This window comes from Lactobacillus johnsonii ATCC 33200 (genome assembly GCF_000159355.1).
In the GTDB taxonomy this organism is placed as follows: Bacteria; Bacillota; Bacilli; order Lactobacillales; family Lactobacillaceae; genus Lactobacillus; species Lactobacillus johnsonii.
This window is the reverse complement of sequence record NZ_GG670120.1, coordinates 397,475-416,846: the sequence shown is the minus strand read 5'-3', so window position 1 is coordinate 416,846 and position 19,372 is coordinate 397,475. Positions and strand designations below refer to the sequence as shown.

Here is a 19,372-nt window from a genome sequence, read left to right as displayed (position 1 = left end):
TTATAGAATAGTAAATAGCTAAAAAGAAAGGTTGCAAATAATGAAAAATATTTATTTTAATCATGATGGAAACATCGATGATTTAGTTTCACTCCTTTTACTCTTGCAAGCGCCTGATATTAAGCTCATTGGAATTAGTGCCATTGATGGCGATGGATATATCGATCCCTCAGTAGAAGCTTGTCGGAAAATGGTCGATAGATTCAATTTACGTGGTGATAAATTAGAAGTTGCTCGCTCTAATTCACGTGCTGTTCATCAATTTCCAAAAGAGTGGCGGATGGCAACATACTCATTTAACTACTTTCCAATCTTAAATGAGAGCGGTGAAATTAAAACCCCAGAAGCTGCGTTGCCTGCTCACCTAGATATGATTGATAAAATTAAAAAAGCAGATGGTCCCGTTACCTTAGTAATGACTGGTCCAATCACGGATTTAGCTCGAGCATTAGATGAAGATGCTTCAATTCAATCAAAAATTGAAAAAGTCTACTGGATGGGTGGCTCTCTAGACGGACATGGAAACGTAGTTAGCGTTGATGCTGACGGCACTCAAGAATGGAATGCCTTTTGGGATCCAGATGCAGTGAAACATGTTCTAGACTCAGATCTCAAAATTCAAATGGTTGGCTTAGAAAGTACTGAAGAACTTCCCTTAACTGATGAACTTCGTCAGCACTGGGCTAGTTTAAGAAAGTATCCAGCTATTGACTTAGTTGGTTTAGGATACAGCTTAATTATTTCTGTTCCAAATGCAGAGCTATATTTGTGGGACGTTTTAACCACTATGTCAGCTCTCTACCCTGAACTTGTTGAGACACGTCAGGTAAAAGCAAATGTTATTACATCAGGGTTAGCAAGTGGTCGCATGTTTATCGACCTTAATGGAAAAGAAATTACTGAAGTAACAAAAGCAGATAAAGATTTATTCTTTAAGAAAGTAGATAAAATTTTAGAAAGACAATAAATTATATAAATGACAATTTGGTTAACACACTTTATCGAAAATTTCGGCTATCTTGCCATTATTCTTTTAATTGCCGTTGAAAATATTTTTCCACCTATTCCTTCAGAGGTGATTTTGACCCTTGGAGGATTCCTAGTTAGTGGAACTAAATTAACTCTAATCGGAGTTATCCTAGCTTCAACTTTAGGATCAATTATTGGTGCGATTATTTTATTTTCAATAAGTCGTAATCTAACACTGCCACGACTTGAAAAATTACTTGAAACTAAGTTATTTAAACTTTTAGGATTTAAAAAAGATGATGCTCAAAAAGCCATTGATTGGTTCGACAAACATGGAATTGGCGCCATTTTTTATGGACGTTGCATCCCTGTTGTTAGAAGTTTAATCTCAATTCCCGCAGGTATTGCCCATGTCGGCTGGACTAAATTTCTAGTCTTGACTACTTTAGGCAGTTTAGTTTGGAATAGTGTATTAGTTGGTTTAGGACACTATATGGGAAAGAATTGGCAAGTCGTAGTTAGAATCTTTGATGATTACACAATCGTAATTATTGTCCTTTTACTAATTCTATTTATTTACTTTGGAATTAAATGGTACAAATCTCGAATTAAGAAGTAAAATTTTGCTGTAGACTGGTTGGCGGACTGGAAGTTCGCCAACTTTTTTTGTTATAATCAAGTATATGTTAAAGTAACAATTACATTTTTGTTAATGAGGTATAAAAATGTTATTTCCCTACGAAAAAAATTTTAATCAATGGTGCAGTAGTCAAAATCTTGCGCCGCGAACAATTACTTCAATTAATCAATCGATCTATTATTTTTGGAACTATTTTTTACAAAATTCAAATTCAGAACCTAAAGTTAGTAATGTTTCTGCTCAAGATATCCGCGCCTTTATTGACCACTTAGAGCAAGATCAAAATAAAACAATTAGTACGATTAATAAGTATGTTACCCATTTAAAAAAATATTTTTCTTTTCTCTATGACCACCAATTAGTTAAAAATTATCTTTTTACCGATTTACATGGCTATACTTTTGATCGAACCCCTCATATTTGCATTGACTGGATTGATCAGATTGATGAAATTATAACTTGGCCTGAAATTAGTCTTGATTGTAAAAAAGTTTTAATTTTGATTGCTAACGGCTTTGACCCAAAACAATTTCTTAATTTAAGTAAGGCTAATATTTCAAGTATTAACAATTCAAGTTATCGCTCTATTCTCCTGACTAATACTGAAGAGAATCCTCTTATTTTCCAAACAAAGACCGGTAAACAAATCTCTGCCTTAACCTCTTTAACTAGAAAAATTGCTCCAGACAAGGATATTTTAAATTTTGATCTTACTCCAGGAAAACTTCGCCTTTCTTACATTTACTATAAAGTAAATGACCCTAGCCTCTCTGACTTGAAATTAATGGAAATCCTACATTGTAATCGTAAGAGTTTAACTTATTATCGCAATCAACTAGATAAGCTTAAATTTGCTCCCTTTACACCAAAAAGAACGGTTTAAAAACCGTTCTTTTTTCTTATTATTAAATTTAATACCAGGCTGGCTTATCACCGTCAGTTCCAGGCTTATCTAAACCAACATTGCTCTTAAGATCCTCTGCTGTATTTTCAATTATATTAACTATATAGTCTGCTACACTCAAGCGAGACACTTCGGTTCCCTTAAATGGAGTTTGAGCACCAACAGTCTTTTCATAACTTACTTCATCTTTATTAGTTAACCAAGCTGGTCTAATAATAGTGTAATCTAAATCACTTTCTGTAATTTTATCAGCCGCTGCTCTATAAGTGGTTAAGTAAGAAACTAAAATATTCTTATTCCATTCACCAATTTATTTTCCTCGCATCACAAAATCAATAATTTTAATGAAAAGTTCTACATAGTTATTTGACTACAGTACAAATTTGAATAATCTCAGTCATGATTTTCTCCTTACCTAGCTATCTTCACTTACAATTTCATAGTATTGCTTATCATTAATAAGTCAACTACTTAAGATCAATTTTATTATCTTTTTTGAATATTTCGTATAGATTTACTATTCGAAAGCACTATAATAGGTAAAGGAGAACATTATTAGATAGAGAGGTAAAAATATGACTAATAAAAGTTCCGTACCTAAGAAACTTTCCTTTATATCTATCTATTTCTTAGGTATTAATGCAGTCATTGGATCAGGGACATTCCTGCTACCTTCTGTAATTTATCGTTACATGAATCTAACAGCTATTCTTGTTCTTCTCTGTACTGCTGTCACTGTCAGCATGATTGCTTTATGCTATGCTGACTTATCCAGCCGTTTCACACAATCCGGAGCCGCTTGGCTTTATTCATATAATGCTTTTGGGCGTTTTTCGGGTTATGAACTAGGTATTTTTACTTGGTTTTTAGGATGTACAACTCTTTCTGCTGAAGTTGTTGCTTTATTAACCATCTTAAAGAGTTTTTTACCTATTTTTAAAAATAATGCAGTCTACATTAGTGGAGTTATCTTCTTAATCTTACTGTTTTCAATTATTAATTTCTTTGGTAGATCTTGGGTAAAAATTGTTAATAACATTTCAGCTGCAGCTAAGATTATTACATTACTCGTCTTCATTATTGTGGGGGCCTTCTTTATTAAGAAAGCTCACTTTACTCCGGTAATTCCACATGCAGCTTTAACCGGTGTTGGACCATTCTTTAAACATTTTGGGGATGCCTTCACACCAATTTTTTACTTATTTACTGGCTTTTCCTTTATTCCAATTGCAGCAAAGCAAATGAATAATCCAGAAAAGAATATTCCACGGGTTTTAATTGCAGTAATGACTAGTGTAACAATTCTAGATTGCTTGATGCTTTTAGTTGCAATTGGTTTAAGTGGGCAAAAACTAGGAAGTTATTCTAATCCATTAGCAAGTGCCCTAAAGACTGGTGTTGGCCAATGGGGTTTTGCTTTTATGATTGTCGGAATGTTAATTTCAATCTTTGGAGTTGCTTTTAGTGCTTCATTTAATACTCCTTCACTTATTGCATCCCTTGCTACCGAACATGGGATGCTTCCGAAATGGATTGGTAAGAAAAATAAACATGATGCTCCTTGGGTTGGTATTATTTTTACTGCTGTTCTTTCAGGAGCCTTAGCTACTCAAAGTTACCTATTTCTTGTCTCATGTACAGTTTTAGCATCCTTTGTTCAATATGTGCCATCAATTTTAGCAGTCATTAAATTTAAGCATAGTAATGAATATCCAACACACGGTTTTTTACTACCTGGAAAATACACTATTCCAATTATTGCTTTGATTATTTCTTGTTATATGGTTACTAACTTTACTCCTAAGACCCTACTCTTAGGGGCTGTAGTTGCAGTGATTGCCGCTGCCTGCTATTTCTTTATTGATAAGGATGAAAAGTTAGAAAAAGAACATGAAGACTTTTTAGCTAAATTAAGACGTAAAAACTAAAAAAGTGAGCTGCTTATAAGATGTAGCTTACTTTTTTTAGTTAAAATTATAGGGTATAATTCACTTATCTTAATTTAAAGGAGCTAAAGATAGATATGGGTTTAACTTTTGAAAAAAATAATCAATTAGAAAAAATGCTTGATAAATTTGCTATCTTGCCAGATGATCCTAAAAAGAAAAAAGCTCAAAATAGCAAAGATAAGGACAAAAATAAAGATAAATAAAATAAGAGGTCGAAACAATTAGTTTCGACCTCTTTTATTATCTATTAATTTCTCTTCTTTAATTTCTTACTCCAAATTACTGCACCACTTACGGCTGCAATTAATGCACCGCAAATTATTACAAATGGATTCGTAGCCTTAGCTACAGTTTCTGGTAAGCGAGTAGCAACAGAAATTGGATTTGAACTCTTGTCCTTATCCTTTGAGTTACTTACAATACTAACATTTTTTTCAGTAATAGTAGTTGATCCTAAATCCTTCACAACTACATCTTTGTTAACTTTAGAACTGGATTTTGCTGCTTGATCTTTATCAGCTTTATCTACAGTAGTTGTCTTTTCAGTATCATTATCAGTGTCTTTGGCAGAAGTCTTAGCTTCACCTTCTACTTGTGAGTTCTTAGCAGTTGACTTTGATGCTACCGCAGCTGAAGAGCTTTTATCTGAAGAAGTAGTGTTTGTATTCTCACTACTTTGACTAGCTGCACCATCTTTAACTGTTACGTAAACTGCTAATCTTGATCTAGATCCATCTGGGAAAGTAACATAAACTGTTCCGTAACTAGTTCCGGCCTTATTAACTTCAGGCTTATTATCCCAAGCAGCTACTGTTCCAGCTGGAACCTGACTCCAATTAGAAATACCACTTGTTGCATCAGGTAAAACACCCTTAGTAGTAGTTAAAGCTTGGACAGTTAATGGATTAGTATAAGCTTGTAAATTCTTATGTTCTTCAAGTTGGGTTTGATAATTCTTGGCTTGATCAGTAGTTGCGGTACTACTATCAGTACTTGTAGTACTTGCTGCAAAAGCAGTTCCACCTACACTCAAAGATGCTAACATTGCGGCTGCACCCAAACTTGTAATGATACTTCTCTTATTAACTTTTCTCATCATAATTCACGCTCCTCAGCAAGGTAAGCTATACTTAAGCTTGCTGTTTTATTTATTTTTATTATACCGTAATTTTACAAAAATGTTACAAATTAAGATATTTTTTACATTCTTTGTAATATTTTAAGAAATACACGTTATTAGCGCTTTTACAATTATTTATATCATAGGCATTTTAAAAACAAAAAACATATGCTTAAAAACTTAATTATGATGGGAAAGTTATCAGCTGGCTAAATAAGTCAAAGCAACCTGTAATTGAGTTAGATCGTTAAGTGTAGCTGGGATATAATCTTGATCTACCACTTGGTAAATTTCTAAAGTCTCTTCATCAAATTCAAAACCAGCTCCAATTACAATATCCATTGCTTCTTCAAGTAAATCCATATTTTCTTGACCAGGATCAAGCTTAAATAAAGTTCCCCCATCATCAGTAATGCGGTAGTAATCATCTTCTTTTTCAATCCAGCAATATACTAAGTCCCCATATGCACCAATTAAGGGTGTTGCTACCTCAATATCTGAACCGGCTTTTATAAAATGAATATTTTCTTTTAACCAATTCATGGCATTTTGCCCAATTAACTCTATTTCAGAATCTTTCATAGTTCTCTCCTTGTTTTTATTCAAATTATAACTTAATTAGGCCAAAAAAAAGAAGCTTCTGCTTTCAGCTTCTTCTCTTGTAATTAAATTATCTATGAATTTGGGCAAATTCAACTACACGATTTAATAATTGAGTAAAGTTGTTTACTTCATTTCTAAGATCGCTAGCTTTAATATAGTCACGTGTTAGTTCTCCGCGGTCATCTAATAATACACCAAATTCACTAGCTAAACGTGCCACATCACTGGCAATACTTGCGAAACCCCCGATATTATCATCAATCATTTGTGCCGTAAATACGCGATCATTCAAGGCATAGGTTCCGTTAGGATAAACAACTAAATAAAAGTGAATAGTATCGTTCAAGCCATCAACCACATTAGTTGAAACACGATATTCATTATCATCAACCGGTTCAATTGAAAATGCCGAACTAATGCCATTATCTTCTCTAAAAGATTTCATTAAAACGTCTTCAAGATCATCCATAGAAACTGACCCCTAACATCTTTATCTAAAAATAAATTTAACAAATTAATTCACTACATATCTATTATATCTTTTCTAGAAAAAATATGTTCTTTAAACTCCCAAACTTGAAAAATAATATATTAATTTTCAAATCCCTTCTTATCAATACTTAATTTTACTGTTTTATATTAATAATTTTGGTTATAATAAAAAGAAGTTTTAAATGGAGAAAATTAATTTGAAAAAGTTAATCGTTGGTGCTTTAAGTTGTAGTCTCTTATTACTTACAGGTTGTCGTAACAACTTGGTTGAGCCAAAACATAAATCTTCTGCAGCAGACTATGCCATTATTCAGTCTTCTCATAGGCAATCTCATAAAAAAGTTGAAAAAGAGAAACCTAAAAATAAAGACGATAAAAAAGAAAAATCAGACAAGACTGAGCAGAAAAAAGATGAAGACATTAAGATGGATGATCAACTAGATAGTCTCCAAAATAAAGAAAAGCAATCTAGTTCTGAAAGCCAAAGTTCTAGTTCATCAAGTATTTCTACACCTATTCAACGTAATGAACATAAAGCAAGCAGTACCCTACCAAAATCTAACTTTGGTACCTCTTTCTATACTGTTCCACGTCGCAATTATAGTTATTATAATCCTCAACCTAACTATTACTTTGATAACAGCTGGACTACTAACAGTAATGCAAATGCAACTACTCAAACTTCTGCTACACGTAGTTCAAACTCTGAGAATTCAAACACTTCATCATCTTCTACTGCTTCATCTGAGTCTTCTTCAAGTTCAAGTAAGGAAACAGAAACGCCAGCTAGTCAAAATAATGAATCTGAATCAACTAGTTCAACTGAAAATACTCAAGACTAATAAAAAAGACATTCAATCGAATGTCTTTTTTAATAAGTTTGATCTCTATCTCCATCTAAGATATGTTCACTTAACTTTTCATCGAAAAAGATTGGTAAATCATGATCAAAGTTATATGCTAATTTTGATTTTTCTATTTCTTTCTTTGTCATCCAAGTTAAATCTCCTTCATCAGAAGCTTTTAACATACCAGTAAACTTAGTAGCCATATAGAAAAAGACAAGATAGCGTTCATCATTATGGTCAAAAAATTGCTTTACTCCAACTAAACGCGGATCCTTAATTTCTAATCCCGTCTCCTCTTTTATTTCTCTAACCACTGAATCATGAAAAGCTTCATGAGATTCGACGTGGCCGCCTGGAAAAGTTAAACCAGGCCAAACTGGATCAGTTCTATTTAGAACTAAAATTTTATCTTTATCTTTTATCATACACATATTAGTTAAAGTCACATTTTCTGATCTTTTCATTTCTTCTCCATTTTACATAATTTTAATTATATTATTTATATAGTTTATAATTGTTTAAGTTTTATTTTACTGCTGTTAATTAATTTCTCTAAGTAAATTTTATTAGTATAATCGAATTAAATAGACTAAAGTTTTTCAAAGGAATTTAGATATGACATTACAAATCAATACCAGAGTAGACTCAATTACCTGGCCTCTTAATCAGAATTTGACCAATCAAGAAATAATCTCTCAATTGGAACTTACAGTTACAGAAAATGGCCATCTTATTTCAAATGATAATCTTAGTATAAATAAAAAGGCCGTTAACCGGTCTGAAGCAGGAGTATATCCTGTAATTATTACAGCGATTGGCACTAATAACGAATATGGGACCAAAAAAATTCAAGCCTGGGTAACAGATAAAAATAATATGGTTGATTCTTCCCCTACTCCTCAACCAGCTCCAGTAAAAACAGCACAATATACTTCTTCTCCTAATAAAGCTGCTAGTCCTAAAAAGAAAGGCAAGAAAAAGATAGTATATATTGTTCTTGGAGTGCTTGTTTTATTAATTGCCATCATCTTTGGTATTTCAGCTTGTCAGGCTCATAATGATACGGTTCAAAATGAGCAAGCTCAAAGTAATGCCCTCAATAATACTAACAGTAAATTAGATAATCTGTCTGAACAAAACAAGCAATTAATGCAACAAAATAAAGAGTTGCAAAGTGCTATCAATACCTATAAGCAGGATCAAAATAAAGAAGAATTACAAAACCAATTAAACCAAATCAAAACGGAAAATGAACAATTGAAAAATAATGCTGCTAATAATCAAGCCTTACAAAATCAAATTGATCAATTGGGCTCTACTATCGACCAAATCAAACAAAATCCAAATCAGGCCGATTCATTATTAGATCAAATGAAAAATAATCAAAACGAATTTATGCAGAATTTAAATGCAACTTTTCAAAAACTAGTTAGCGATTTCCAGCAACTAATTGGACAATAATGCTACTTAATAAAAAAACTGAGAATTATGAATACCCTCATAGTTCTCAGTTTTTTAATATTTAATTAGTCATCTGTATCAGCATCACTGCTTGTATCGGCACTTGAATTTATGTCTGTACTTTCGTCAGAATGTGAATTGCTATTTGCACTATCGCTAGATTTCTTAATGGTCTTAGACTCATAAACTTTTACAGTTAATGATTTACCAAATTTAGAATCGTAAGGATCGAATACATAATGGGTTGCATTAGTTTTAGCTCCATTTGCAGGATCTAATTTATATACTATAACAAAATTACCGGTCATATTAGGCCAACCTTCTTACGACCTTCCTTAATCTGGTTTCCCCAAGGTGTTAATTCATTTTCAATGTCTGTAGTGACCAAAACAAGATCATGAGTAGCTTTGCCACCTTTCTCCATTACTTTTAAGTGGTTACTAAAGTAAGATGTTGGATCAACGCTTTCTTTAGCATTATTAGTGAAAGTTCCTTGCACTAGAGCATAGTAGCCATCGTCATTAGAACTCTTAACAGTGACGTTGGTTACATTATTGATAGCGATATATCCCTTACTATCTTGGAAATTTCCGCCATAAGCTTTACCTTCGTTACTGTTACTATTATTAGCTTGATTGTCAGCCGCTGTACTTAAATCTTTTTTAGAGCGTTTTGTACTCTAACTACTGCTTTCATCTGTCTTTTCGACAGACTTCTTTGACTTACTAGTATTTGTTTGCTGCTACTATTGTTTGTTTGACTAGAGCAAGCACTTGTTCCTAATTCCAGAAGTACTAAACCTAATACTCCTAAAAAATTATACAGATTATATAACGAATTTAGTTTTCAAATTACGGATTAGCCTGTTATGAGAGTAGGCTTTAAACCTGCTTTACGTGATGATTTTACAGCCGTATAACAAATAGAAATACCTTATCAATGCTTTATTTCATAACAAGTAGAGTTAATGTATTTAGGGATGATGATTTGAATTATCTTTATTAAATATTTAAGTCCTATCCTTGAGAAAAAAACAAAAAATAAAAACGACACTCGTTTGAGTATCGTTTTCTTTAAGACAAGCAAGATGGGGCTCGCACCCACACCTATCTGACCTCTATGCGCGTTCACCTAACTATCTCTTACTTTCATAGTAGACTCGTGAATCACTTTTTTAGCATAGTGCCATTGTTCTTCTTTCTAATAAACTACGTTCACTTGTCCCTTCATTTATTGTAGCAAATCCTATTGGCCTTTAGTCAATTGATGGTGTCATATTTTTTCTCTCTTGATATTTTTTATATAAATCAACTAATATGAGCTATCAAGTCATTCAACTGATTAACGTAGGATTGTATAGATATAGTATGTTTTGAATGATGTGGCATTTTTTATTTACTGGAGAATACGAGTTAGTAATTTTGCCAACACCACTTTTCATGGGATTACCTCCACAAACATGGAGAACACCAAGGCACTGCGAAATCTTCATACTTGGGGGGCATCAGAAGCAGCTCCACTTACGTGGAGAATACACTAAAAGATCTCTGATATAATGCCATTCCCTAATTCAAATAATATCATTTTCCATTAGTTTCTATCAACAAAAAATAGAGTGCTTAACCTACAGCTTAACCCAACAAAAAGACCAAATACCATCTCATGATATTTGGTCGTGCTTATCTTATTTTATCCGATTACTATTTTCTAGGCGTTCAATTCTTTTATCCAAAGGTGGATGATCGGAGAAAAGGCGGTTAATCCAATTATGAGCACTCGGAAAATTAAAATACAAATGTTGTAGGGCTAAATCTTGTGATCCAATTTGTGGAATACTCTCTCCTTCTTCTAGCTTTTCAAGTTTAGACAGAGCAGAAATTAAGCCGCTTGGTTCACGTGTCAAATCAACTGAACCAATATCCGCTAAATATTCTCTCTGACGTGATACTAGTAAAAATAGCAACTTTGCTATAGGAATTCCAATAATAGAAATAATTCCACCTACAATAATCAAAAATAAGGCAAAAAATTTGATGAGAAGACCTAACAAACCTTTACTCTCACTAGTTAATACACCCCATCCAAATACAACGATTCCTATACCAGTCATTGTAATTAAACTAGTTAGCGCACTGGCTAAAACTGTAATACGAGTATCATAGTTTCGAATATGAGAAAGTTCATGGCCAATGACACCTTGAACTTCCTTTTTATTCATCATATTCAATAGTCCTTGCGTTAAAGCTAAACTTGCATGTTGTGGATCGCGTCCGGTAGCAAACGCATTTGGCGCCTGATCAGGAGTAATATATAATTTTGGAACTGGCAACCCACCGGCTAAACAGAGTTCTTCAACTAATTCATAAATTTGGGGCTCTGTTTCTTTAGTGATTTCAACAGCATTTGTTACTTTCATAAGATGGCGAGTTGCATCAAAGTAGACGTGTGCAATGTAAATCAAACCTATAACAAAGAATAACCCTCCAATATAAACTGTAAAAAGCATCCCAAGAAAAATACTTATTATTAGTATCAACAAGGTGTATAGACCTAAAATAATCCAAGTATTTCGTTTATTCTGTTCAATTTGTTTATAAAGCATTCTTTTCACTCCAAGTACTATTCAGAATCATTTTACCTCTTTTAAAAACAAGTTAATAGGCACATTTATTCTTATTATTTTGTTTTTTAGTCTACCCTCCCACAGCTAAGGAAGTCATAAAATCCTAACTAAGCACATTAATATTTCTTCATAATTATCCATATTAAAAAGATAGTCCACTGAACAAAAGGACTATCTTTTTATCTACAAATATTAACCTGCCAAATAAACCTTAATTACTAATTCCAAATTTTTGCCATCCCAATGGAAAGTTTTTTCTCCCCATAATTAGCGATATCATATTTTCTTTTCTTTTTACAAATGATCCCCTTAAATTCTCAAAATCAATTCTAGCCTTTGAGAATGCATCTCTACTCCTATCCCCACCTATTTTTCTTCAAAGTCAGCCTAATATTCGTCATAATCCTATCCTCTGAAATCATAATAGATTGGTTGGGGAAAGCATTCTGAACTCTACTTAAATAAGTAAAATAATTACCTTTTCCATACTGACCATTTGGAGAATACAGTTGATATAACTTATCTGCACCCTTGTAATACTTATTACGATAATATTGATGAGCGACACCTTTAGCTTTATGATGCATTCGATAATAATATTTACTTGTTGTTTTTTCGCGTATTTTTATTGCATTACCGTCAAAAGTAAAGCCAATAAAATTAATTGTTTTGTTCTTTTCATTCAAGCTCGGAGTAAAAAGATGACCGATATTCACGACTGAATGGTCTTGTAATTTATAAACTTGCGTCTTTTCTGGTTGTAATTCCAAAATACCTTTATCTTTAAATGCTCCAAATTTTAGAATTATTTTTTCAATATCATCAGTTGAACTAGTATCCATAGGTAAGATAATTATAAAATCGTCACTGTATTTTCTATAAATACCGCCACGTGCAACTACAAATTCATTAATCAGCCGATCAATTTCTAACATATAAACATTTGCTAGACATGCACTAATTGATGAGCCTTGCGGAATTCCTTTATTGTCTTGATGTTGCCTAATGTGTGATCGATATTTCTTATAATCACTTTGAGAGAGAATTCTTACTTTAGAATTTATCTTAATCTTATCTTTTCTCTTCTTTGGATTAAGATTATTTAATCGATAGAGATCTGTTAAATCCCAATAATCATATTTGGTAATTCGTTTAAATATCGCATAATAATCGGAATTAAGCTTATCGACTTGTAATAAATCACATAAGCGCTCTTTTAAATATTGATGGTCAATTTTGTCAAAAAAGCTTGTAAAATCGCCAATCATAACATAAGAAGAAGGATGCTGAATCATGAACTGATGCATTTTTCTAAATTCAGCAATAGTATCTGTATGTAGATCTGTTCGATATGCTATTGGCACTTCGTAAATGCCATCTTGTTTTAGACGTGCATTATATTTTTTATTAATTAAAAAACTATAATATTGAAAAATACAACTATCAATATGAGATGCATAACAAATGGTACGCTTCTTTGTTTTTCTTCCTTCCGCCCTATTATATTTATGATATTCAAGATCATATTTTATAAACGGATAAAAACCATGTCGCTCAATATTTTTAGAATTAGTAATATATTTCTTGCATTTAGCTAAATCAGTTCGAAGATCAAAATGTGCATATTCTCTTTTACTCTTTTCAAATACTTTTGGGTCTTCAAACCATTCATTAATATTCATAATTACCCCAATAAATGACGATACCCACTGGCAACGGAGAGTAGCGTTCCTAACCAGTGGGTACTGTGTAAAAAATCTTATAATCCATGACAGATAAACACTGAGATGAATTACAACTACTCAGTAATATCATGCATCTTCATGTTATTATAAAGACGAAAGGAATTGTTATGAGTCTTTCTCCAAGATTACAAGTTCTTCTATTAATTGTGGAAGTCTTCTGGATTACCTTAGATCAAGAAACACATTCTTCAGTCATCAAACTTGGCATTGAATTTATTATTAATCAATTCTCGACCAAGATCTTGACTTCAATCCTTTTCCGTTATGCCTAATTTCATCATAACGCAATTATATAATATAAATAAAAAATAATTTTATCAAGCAAGTATTTCTGTTTAAGATTACAGTTTTCCCTTTTTCCATCAAAAAAGACCAAGCACAATGCTTAGCCTTTCATTCGGTATTATTTAGTTAAAAACTTACTTACCCAACTCATCAAAGAAGCCGTCGTCCTTTAAAATGTCTAAGTATCGGCTAATAGCGTCCGGCCAAGTTGGAAGTGGCTTAAAGCCGTTTTCTTCTAACTTACTCTTGTCTAAGCGAGAGTTAAATGGACGAACAGCCTTTGATAAACCATATTCTTCAGTAGTTACAGGAGTTACCTTAGTCTTGTAGCCTGCTTGACGGTAGATTTCTTTAGTAAAATCGTACCAAGAAATATAGCCGGTCTTAGTACCATTTTCGTCATGGTTGCCTTCACTTGCTGGTAATTCCGCATTAGTTGCATGGTAGTAGCCGTACTTATCAGTTTCAATCATGTCTACCAATAAGCGAGCTAAATCAAAAGTATAAGTTGGTGTACCTACTTGGTCGCTAACAACTTTAACTTCATCATGGTTTGAACCAACTTTAAGCATTGTCTTAATAAAGTTAGAACCATTTACACCAAATACCCAAGCAATACGAACGATGAAGTACTTGTCTAAAGTATTAGCAACAGCTTCTTCTCCGCCAAGCTTAGTTTCACCATAAACATTTAATGGCTTGTAACCCTTGAAGTCAGGTTCCCAAGGAGTAGTTCCTTGACCATCAAAGACGTAGTCAGTTGATAAGTAAACCATTGGTGCATCTTATGCAATTCGTTTTGCATCACTAAGAATTCTCTATTCAAAACTTTTAGTTATGATATCATCCCAATTAAGATAATCAAAAATATTTTAATTATTATTCATGTGATTCTCTATAGCAATTATTTATTCTTAAAGTCTGAATCTTTTAGTAACTCTATTTCTGGTCTATCTACATTATTTGATTCAAAAATTTTATTTTTAATTTCAATTATGTTCTTATTTTTTAAATTATAATCAAAAATAGAAGCAATGATTATTTGATTTTTTTCGAAATATTCATTTAAAATTCTAATTACTTTATCAATATTACTTTTAGTTACTTCTCTACCACTTGGAGAATCTAAAAAGATAGGAAGAGACGTTTGAGTATGATTTTCAATAACCTTTATGTAAGCCATCTTAAAGCAAAAAACAACTTTATAATATTGCGTACCACTAATTGATTTTATATCGTGAGTAAATAAATAATCTCTATGAGAATTAATTACATCTTCTATTCCCAGAATTTTTGCAAACTTTCGTATCCACGCTTCAGTTTCAGATAATATCTCTTTATTTTTTTTAAATTCTTCATCTATTTCTTTATTCAAATCATCTATTTCTTTATCTAAATTATCTTGTCTTTTTTCTATTAATTCTCTATTAATTTTTATATGACTTAGTGCTTTTAATGAGCTTTGAACCACATCTTCAGTTCTAAATAAAGAATTCGTATCTTCATCCAATTTTCTATCTAATTCTACTTTTTGTTTTTGAATATCATTAAGATCTAGCTGTAAACTTACTAATTCTGTTTTTAGATAGTCAGTTGTAGAGTCAAAATGCATTAAATTATTATTTTTTTTATTTACTACTATTGGGGGTTTATCAGCAATTGGGTTTTTAATTAAAAGATTCAAACTATAAATATAATTTTTCAAGGAATTTGTTCTATTTATAGTTCTTTTCAATTCGTTGATGCGTGTTTTTAAAAAGCGTTCTTGAATTTTTAAATTCTTATATTTATTTAAATCTTCATCGCTTAATTCTATATCCTCTTCTACAGGTTTGTTTGAATAATTAGTATACTCACTTAATTTTAATATTGCTTTTGTCTCTTCTTTAATTTGTTTTAAACGATTCTTTTCGCTTATCATATTTAATATTTCAGAATTATTTTCAGACAATCCTATTAAAAGATCTCGAATATTAAAGCTTATATTTCCAATTATTTTGCCACGATTTAATAAAGTCCATCCTTTATCCTGCTCCAAATATATTGCACCCAATAGATTGTCTAAAACTGTTAACGAATCAATGCCCCAAATTAGAGAATACCACGAAGATAAATTCGAAGAGATTGGATCTGTATAAAAAATTTCTCCATTCTTTTTTAATTCTAAATAGTCAGAATACCGATAACTTTGATATAAATTATTATCTCGCTGAAACGTTACCCATATTTTTAATTTTTTAAATTTCATTTTATAAGTACTCGGTATTGGATACCCCAATCCATAAAACAATATTCTTAACAAGGTGCTTTTTCCAACCGAATTTTTTTTACTAAAAATAATATTTTTTGTTGAAAAAGAAAATATTCTTTTTCCTTCCGAAGACTGGATTTTCATTTCTTTTATAATCATTGGATATTAAATTCCTTTTTTGTTTGAGTTATAACTTGTTGTTTATAAAGTATCTTGTATGTTAAATATTTTAGACACTCTTTTCTTATTTCATCATTATCTGAAAGTGGAAAGTAATTTTCTAATTCTTTATCACGACTTTCTTGTTCTAAAAACGCCTCTTCTTTCTCAGCTTCAGTTGGATACTTTTGTCCATCAAAAGTCAAAAAATCAGATAATATTTTATTTATTACATCTATATTTTGTGATTGCTTTACTATAAAATCGTCTGCATAGGTATTCACTTCGCGTTGATTAAAGATAGGAACGTATTTTTCTAAGTATGTTTCAGGTGCTTCTTGAATAATTTTATAAATAAAAATTCCACATATCTCTTCCTTTTTTATCATAAGTTCAAAATTAGTAGCGTTATTGTGATATCTACGATATAATTCAGCTTCTATGCTTTCTCGTAGTTTTCCTGTATGATCGCTTTCTAATATTTTATCGATCAAATTATTCAAAGTTCTACATTCTTTGATATTTTCCTCTTGACCAATACTATTTTTTCTAGAGAATATTAAAGTTGCCACATTTAACTTTTTCAATGAAAAATATGTAGTAGTATATAAATATTTTCCATCCATTAACTGTTTTTGTGCAGCTTTGATACGTTCTAATAAATATTCTTGTCCTTCTTTAGGTATGTCTTCTTCAAAACTAGCTAAAAATAATTCCGTTTTTTCTGGCTTCCACATTGCTCGCCATATTTCCTCAGATAACTTCAATGGATTAAGATAATTACTTATATAAATTAGTTCTGAATATTTATTTTTGTGTATGTTAGTTGTGTTAATTAAAGTATTCATTGCTGCAGTACAATGAGCAGTTGCATTATCATTCTCTTCGATAGATTTTCCAGTTGATTTTGCTTGAACATAGATTGGATCTCTGTCACTAAAATATAATTCAATATCTTCTGTTTTTCCTTCGACCTTAATCTTAGTCATATTTTTTCGATATTTTAAGCCTAAAACTATGGCTGCCGTAATTTGAAATAACCATCCCCATACCGAATAACTAGCCTGTGTATCTTTAGTTTTTGGTACCGCTGGGATATTTGCTGGTCGCGGCTTTCTCTCTATTTCTTTTGAAAAAAGACTTAATTGTTCCATTATTACTCTTTAACGCATATTTTCTCCACACAACATATTTTTGTTATAATCAATAACAAATTATAGAACTTTTATATCTACCAAGCTAGTGGTTTAAAAATCTAAAATATTTTGTGTAAGGATGAATAAGTTCTCAGTTTATTACTTTTAACTATTAGAATTTGAAAGATATGGCTGATGAGATTAACGAGTATGATACATACTATAATAGTAACAAGCCCCATGATAAGAATATTGTAATATTTTCTCAAAAAGAATATGATTCATGGCAAGAAACATCTTACTTTATCACAATACCTGAGATGAATATTTAACGTAGAAAAAAAGAGCAAGCCCCAAAAGAAGCTTGCTCTTTTTTCTATATTCAATCTAATTCAACTTACTTGTATATGACTCCCTCACAAAATACACTTACCCTTTCCATCGGTATAAAAAGAAACTTTCATCAGCTCCTATCCCCACCTATTATTTTTCAAAATTAATCTAATCTTCGTCATAATTCTATCTTCTCGAATCATAATTGAGTGGTTCGGAAAAGATTTCTGGGTCCTACTTAAATACGTAAAGTAATTACCCTTTCCGTACTTTCCCTTTGGAGAATACAAACGATACAACTTATCTGAACCTTGGTAACCTTTACCCCGCCAATGTTGATGGGCAACGCCTTTGGCCTTATGTCCCATTCGATAATAATACTTGCTCGTCGTTTTATCACGAATTGCTATTGCAGTTCCATCAAAGGTAAAACCAAGAAAATTAATTGTTTTATTCTTTTCATTCAGGCGTGGTGTAAACATGATTTTGTAATTTATAGACTTGCGTTTTCTCTGGCTGCAGCTCCAAGATACCCCGGCCCTTAAATGATTCAAAACGCTTAATAATTACTTCAATATCATCTAACGAACTCGTAGCCATCGGCAAAATAATTATAAAATCGTCGCTATATCTTCTATATATACCGCCATGCGATACTACGAAGTCGTTAATCATCTTGTCAATTTCTAACATATAAACATTTGCTAGACATCCACTAATCGATGATCCTTGCGGAATTCCTTTATTATCTTGATGACGCTCAATATGTGAGCGATATTTCTTATAATCACTTTGAGAGAGAATTCTCAACTTAGAATTTAGCTTAATTTTGTCTTTTTTCTTTTTTAGATCAAGATTGTTTAAACGATAAATATCCTTTAAATCCCAATAGTCATAGTTGGTAACTCTCTTAAAAATTGCATAGTAGTCTGCCTTGAGTCGATCTACCTGCAATAAATCACATAATTGCTTCTTTAAATATTGATGGTTAATTCTATCAAAAAAGCTAGTAAAATCGCCAATCATGATATACGAAGAAGAGTATTGAATCATAAACTGATACATCTTGTTAAATTCGGCAATGGTGTCCGTATGTAAATTCGTTCGGTAGGCAATCGGAACTTTATTAATATCGTCTTGTCTTAAACGAGAATTATATTTTTCATTAATCAAGCAACTATAATATTGAAAAATACAACTATCAATATGAGATGCATAACAAATGGTACGCTTCTTTGTTTTTCTTCCTTCCGTCCTATTATATTTATGATATTTAAGATCATATTTTATAAATGGATAAAAACCATGATGCGCGATATTTTCAGGCTTAGTAATATAGTTTCTACATTTACTTAAATCAGTTCGAAGATCAAAATGAGCATATCCTCTTTTACTCTTTTCTAATACTTTCGGATCTTTAAACCATTCATTAATATTCATAATTACCCCAATAAATGACGATACCCACTGGCAACGGAGAATAGCGTTCCTAACCAGTGGGTACAAAAAATCAGACTTATAATTCATAACAGAATAAACAGTGAGATGAATTATAACTACTCAGTAATGTCATGTATCTTCATGTTACCATAAAGACGAAAGGACCCAATATGAATCTCTCTCCTAGAACACGAATTCTCCTATTAATTGTGGGAGTCTTCTGGATTACCCTAGATCAAGAAACATATTCTCTAGTAGCCGATCTTGGAACTGAATTTATTACTAATATTATTAATAAATTCTGGACCGAGATCTTGACAACAATCCTTCTCCGTTATGCCTAATTTCATCATAACGCATATATAATGATATAAATAAAAGATAAATTTATCAAGTACAGATATAGTGTTCATA

At 31.7% G+C, this 19,372-nt stretch carries 21 protein-coding genes and 2 pseudogenes; 9 read left to right on the top strand and 14 right to left on the bottom strand.

Features of this window, described 5'->3' with window-relative positions:
* The first annotated feature begins 40 nt into the window (after positions 1–40).
* From HMPREF0528_RS02090 to HMPREF0528_RS02080, 3 genes are all read left to right on the top strand, one after another.
* The gene (locus HMPREF0528_RS02090) at positions 41–967 is read left to right on the top strand and encodes a nucleoside hydrolase (RefSeq protein WP_004894445.1); all 927 of its coding nucleotides are present in this window, start codon (positions 41–43) and stop codon (positions 965–967) included.
* A gap of 9 nt (positions 968–976) precedes the next feature.
* The gene (locus HMPREF0528_RS02085; protein ID WP_004894442.1) at positions 977–1,588 is read left to right on the top strand and encodes a DedA family protein; all 612 of its coding nucleotides are present in this window, start codon (positions 977–979) and stop codon (positions 1,586–1,588) included.
* Positions 1,589–1,694: 106 nt separating this feature from the next.
* On the top strand, positions 1,695–2,492 hold the full coding sequence (locus HMPREF0528_RS02080; RefSeq protein WP_004894439.1) for a site-specific integrase: 798 nt from the start codon (positions 1,695–1,697) through the stop codon (positions 2,490–2,492).
* Between the two features lie 28 nt (positions 2,493–2,520).
* On the opposite strand, the pseudogene HMPREF0528_RS02075 reads toward HMPREF0528_RS02080, so the two are convergent.
* Positions 2,521–2,820, bottom strand: a pseudogene (locus tag HMPREF0528_RS02075) (NAD(P)H-binding protein); the annotation flags it as partial.
* Positions 2,821–3,088: 268 nt separating this feature from the next.
* Between HMPREF0528_RS02075 and HMPREF0528_RS02070 the strand changes: the two are divergent.
* Together HMPREF0528_RS02070 and HMPREF0528_RS09660 are read left to right on the top strand one after the other, a co-directional pair.
* On the top strand, positions 3,089–4,441 hold the full coding sequence (locus HMPREF0528_RS02070) for an APC family permease (protein ID WP_004894436.1): 1,353 nt from the start codon (positions 3,089–3,091) through the stop codon (positions 4,439–4,441).
* A 95-nt stretch (positions 4,442–4,536) separates the two neighbouring features.
* Positions 4,537–4,665: an SPJ_0845 family protein gene (locus HMPREF0528_RS09660; protein WP_004894434.1), complete on the top strand. Its 129-nt coding sequence runs from the start codon at positions 4,537–4,539 to the stop codon at positions 4,663–4,665.
* A 44-nt stretch (positions 4,666–4,709) separates the two neighbouring features.
* Here HMPREF0528_RS09660 and HMPREF0528_RS02065 read toward each other — a convergent pair whose 3' ends face one another.
* The 3 genes from HMPREF0528_RS02065 to HMPREF0528_RS02055 form a co-directional block, all read right to left on the bottom strand.
* Positions 4,710–5,561 (bottom strand): Rib/alpha-like domain-containing protein, encoded by an 852-nt coding sequence (locus tag HMPREF0528_RS02065; RefSeq protein ID WP_004894433.1) that lies wholly within the window; start codon positions 5,559–5,561, stop codon positions 4,710–4,712.
* Positions 5,562–5,783: 222 nt separating this feature from the next.
* Positions 5,784–6,164, bottom strand: coding sequence for a DUF1828 domain-containing protein (locus HMPREF0528_RS02060; protein ID WP_004894431.1), 381 nt, complete (start codon positions 6,162–6,164; stop codon positions 5,784–5,786).
* A gap of 88 nt (positions 6,165–6,252) precedes the next feature.
* Positions 6,253–6,654: a hypothetical protein gene (locus HMPREF0528_RS02055; protein ID WP_004894430.1), complete on the bottom strand. Its 402-nt coding sequence runs from the start codon at positions 6,652–6,654 to the stop codon at positions 6,253–6,255.
* 205 nt (positions 6,655–6,859) lie between these two features.
* Here HMPREF0528_RS02055 and HMPREF0528_RS02050 point away from each other — a divergent pair, with 205 nt between their 5' ends.
* Entirely contained in the window at positions 6,860–7,519 is a 660-nt protein-coding gene (locus HMPREF0528_RS02050; protein WP_004894428.1) for a hypothetical protein, read from the top strand.
* A gap of 29 nt (positions 7,520–7,548) precedes the next feature.
* Here HMPREF0528_RS02050 and HMPREF0528_RS02045 read toward each other — a convergent pair whose 3' ends face one another.
* Positions 7,549–7,989 (bottom strand): 8-oxo-dGTP diphosphatase, encoded by a 441-nt coding sequence (locus HMPREF0528_RS02045; protein ID WP_004894427.1) that lies wholly within the window; start codon positions 7,987–7,989, stop codon positions 7,549–7,551.
* 151 nt (positions 7,990–8,140) lie between these two features.
* Between HMPREF0528_RS02045 and HMPREF0528_RS02040 the strand changes: the two genes are divergently transcribed.
* Positions 8,141–8,986, top strand: coding sequence for a hypothetical protein (locus HMPREF0528_RS02040; RefSeq protein WP_004894424.1), 846 nt, complete (start codon positions 8,141–8,143; stop codon positions 8,984–8,986).
* A gap of 65 nt (positions 8,987–9,051) precedes the next feature.
* On the opposite strand, the gene HMPREF0528_RS09365 is transcribed toward HMPREF0528_RS02040, so the two are convergent.
* From HMPREF0528_RS09365 to HMPREF0528_RS02025, 4 genes are all read right to left on the bottom strand, one after another.
* The gene (locus HMPREF0528_RS09365; protein ID WP_004894422.1) at positions 9,052–9,294 is read right to left on the bottom strand and encodes a hypothetical protein; all 243 of its coding nucleotides are present in this window, start codon (positions 9,292–9,294) and stop codon (positions 9,052–9,054) included.
* A complete protein-coding gene (locus tag HMPREF0528_RS09360; RefSeq protein ID WP_004894420.1) occupies positions 9,291–9,485 on the bottom strand; it encodes a hypothetical protein in 195 nt (64 codons plus the stop codon). The genes HMPREF0528_RS09365 and HMPREF0528_RS09360 overlap by 4 nt, the downstream gene beginning before the upstream one ends.
* Before the next feature lie 1,185 nt (positions 9,486–10,670).
* Positions 10,671–11,588, bottom strand: coding sequence for a M48 family metallopeptidase (locus HMPREF0528_RS02030; RefSeq protein WP_004894417.1), 918 nt, complete (start codon positions 11,586–11,588; stop codon positions 10,671–10,673).
* Positions 11,589–11,965: 377 nt separating this feature from the next.
* Complete coding sequence (locus tag HMPREF0528_RS02025) at positions 11,966–13,291, bottom strand: reverse transcriptase domain-containing protein (RefSeq protein WP_004894414.1); 1,326 nt, start codon at positions 13,289–13,291, stop codon at positions 11,966–11,968.
* Between the two features lie 170 nt (positions 13,292–13,461).
* On the opposite strand from HMPREF0528_RS02025, the gene HMPREF0528_RS09165 reads away from it, so the two are divergent.
* The gene (locus tag HMPREF0528_RS09165; protein ID WP_004894412.1) at positions 13,462–13,626 is read left to right on the top strand and encodes a hypothetical protein; all 165 of its coding nucleotides are present in this window, start codon (positions 13,462–13,464) and stop codon (positions 13,624–13,626) included.
* A 147-nt stretch (positions 13,627–13,773) separates the two neighbouring features.
* On the opposite strand, the pseudogene HMPREF0528_RS02020 reads toward HMPREF0528_RS09165, so the two are convergent.
* From HMPREF0528_RS02020 to HMPREF0528_RS02005, 5 genes and pseudogenes are all read right to left on the bottom strand, one after another.
* Positions 13,774–14,424, bottom strand: a pseudogene (locus HMPREF0528_RS02020) (SDR family oxidoreductase); the annotation flags it as partial.
* Between the two features lie 119 nt (positions 14,425–14,543).
* Positions 14,544–16,049, bottom strand: a complete 1,506-nt coding sequence (locus HMPREF0528_RS02015) for a coiled-coil domain-containing protein (RefSeq protein WP_004894409.1) — start codon at positions 16,047–16,049, stop codon at positions 14,544–14,546.
* Complete coding sequence (locus HMPREF0528_RS02010; RefSeq protein ID WP_004894404.1) at positions 16,046–17,203, bottom strand: hypothetical protein; 1,158 nt, start codon at positions 17,201–17,203, stop codon at positions 16,046–16,048. Before HMPREF0528_RS02010 ends, HMPREF0528_RS02015 begins: the two co-directional genes overlap by 4 nt.
* 452 nt (positions 17,204–17,655) lie before the next feature.
* Positions 17,656–18,000, bottom strand: coding sequence for a hypothetical protein (locus HMPREF0528_RS09355; RefSeq protein WP_004894399.1), 345 nt, complete (start codon positions 17,998–18,000; stop codon positions 17,656–17,658).
* On the bottom strand, positions 17,978–18,958 hold the full coding sequence (locus HMPREF0528_RS02005) for a reverse transcriptase domain-containing protein (protein WP_004894398.1): 981 nt from the start codon (positions 18,956–18,958) through the stop codon (positions 17,978–17,980). Before HMPREF0528_RS02005 ends, HMPREF0528_RS09355 begins: the two co-directional genes overlap by 23 nt.
* 170 nt (positions 18,959–19,128) lie before the next feature.
* Here HMPREF0528_RS02005 and HMPREF0528_RS02000 point away from each other — a divergent pair, with 170 nt between their 5' ends.
* Entirely contained in the window at positions 19,129–19,302 is a 174-nt protein-coding gene (locus HMPREF0528_RS02000; protein WP_169302914.1) for a hypothetical protein, read from the top strand.
* The last annotated feature ends 70 nt before the right edge of the window (positions 19,303–19,372 follow it).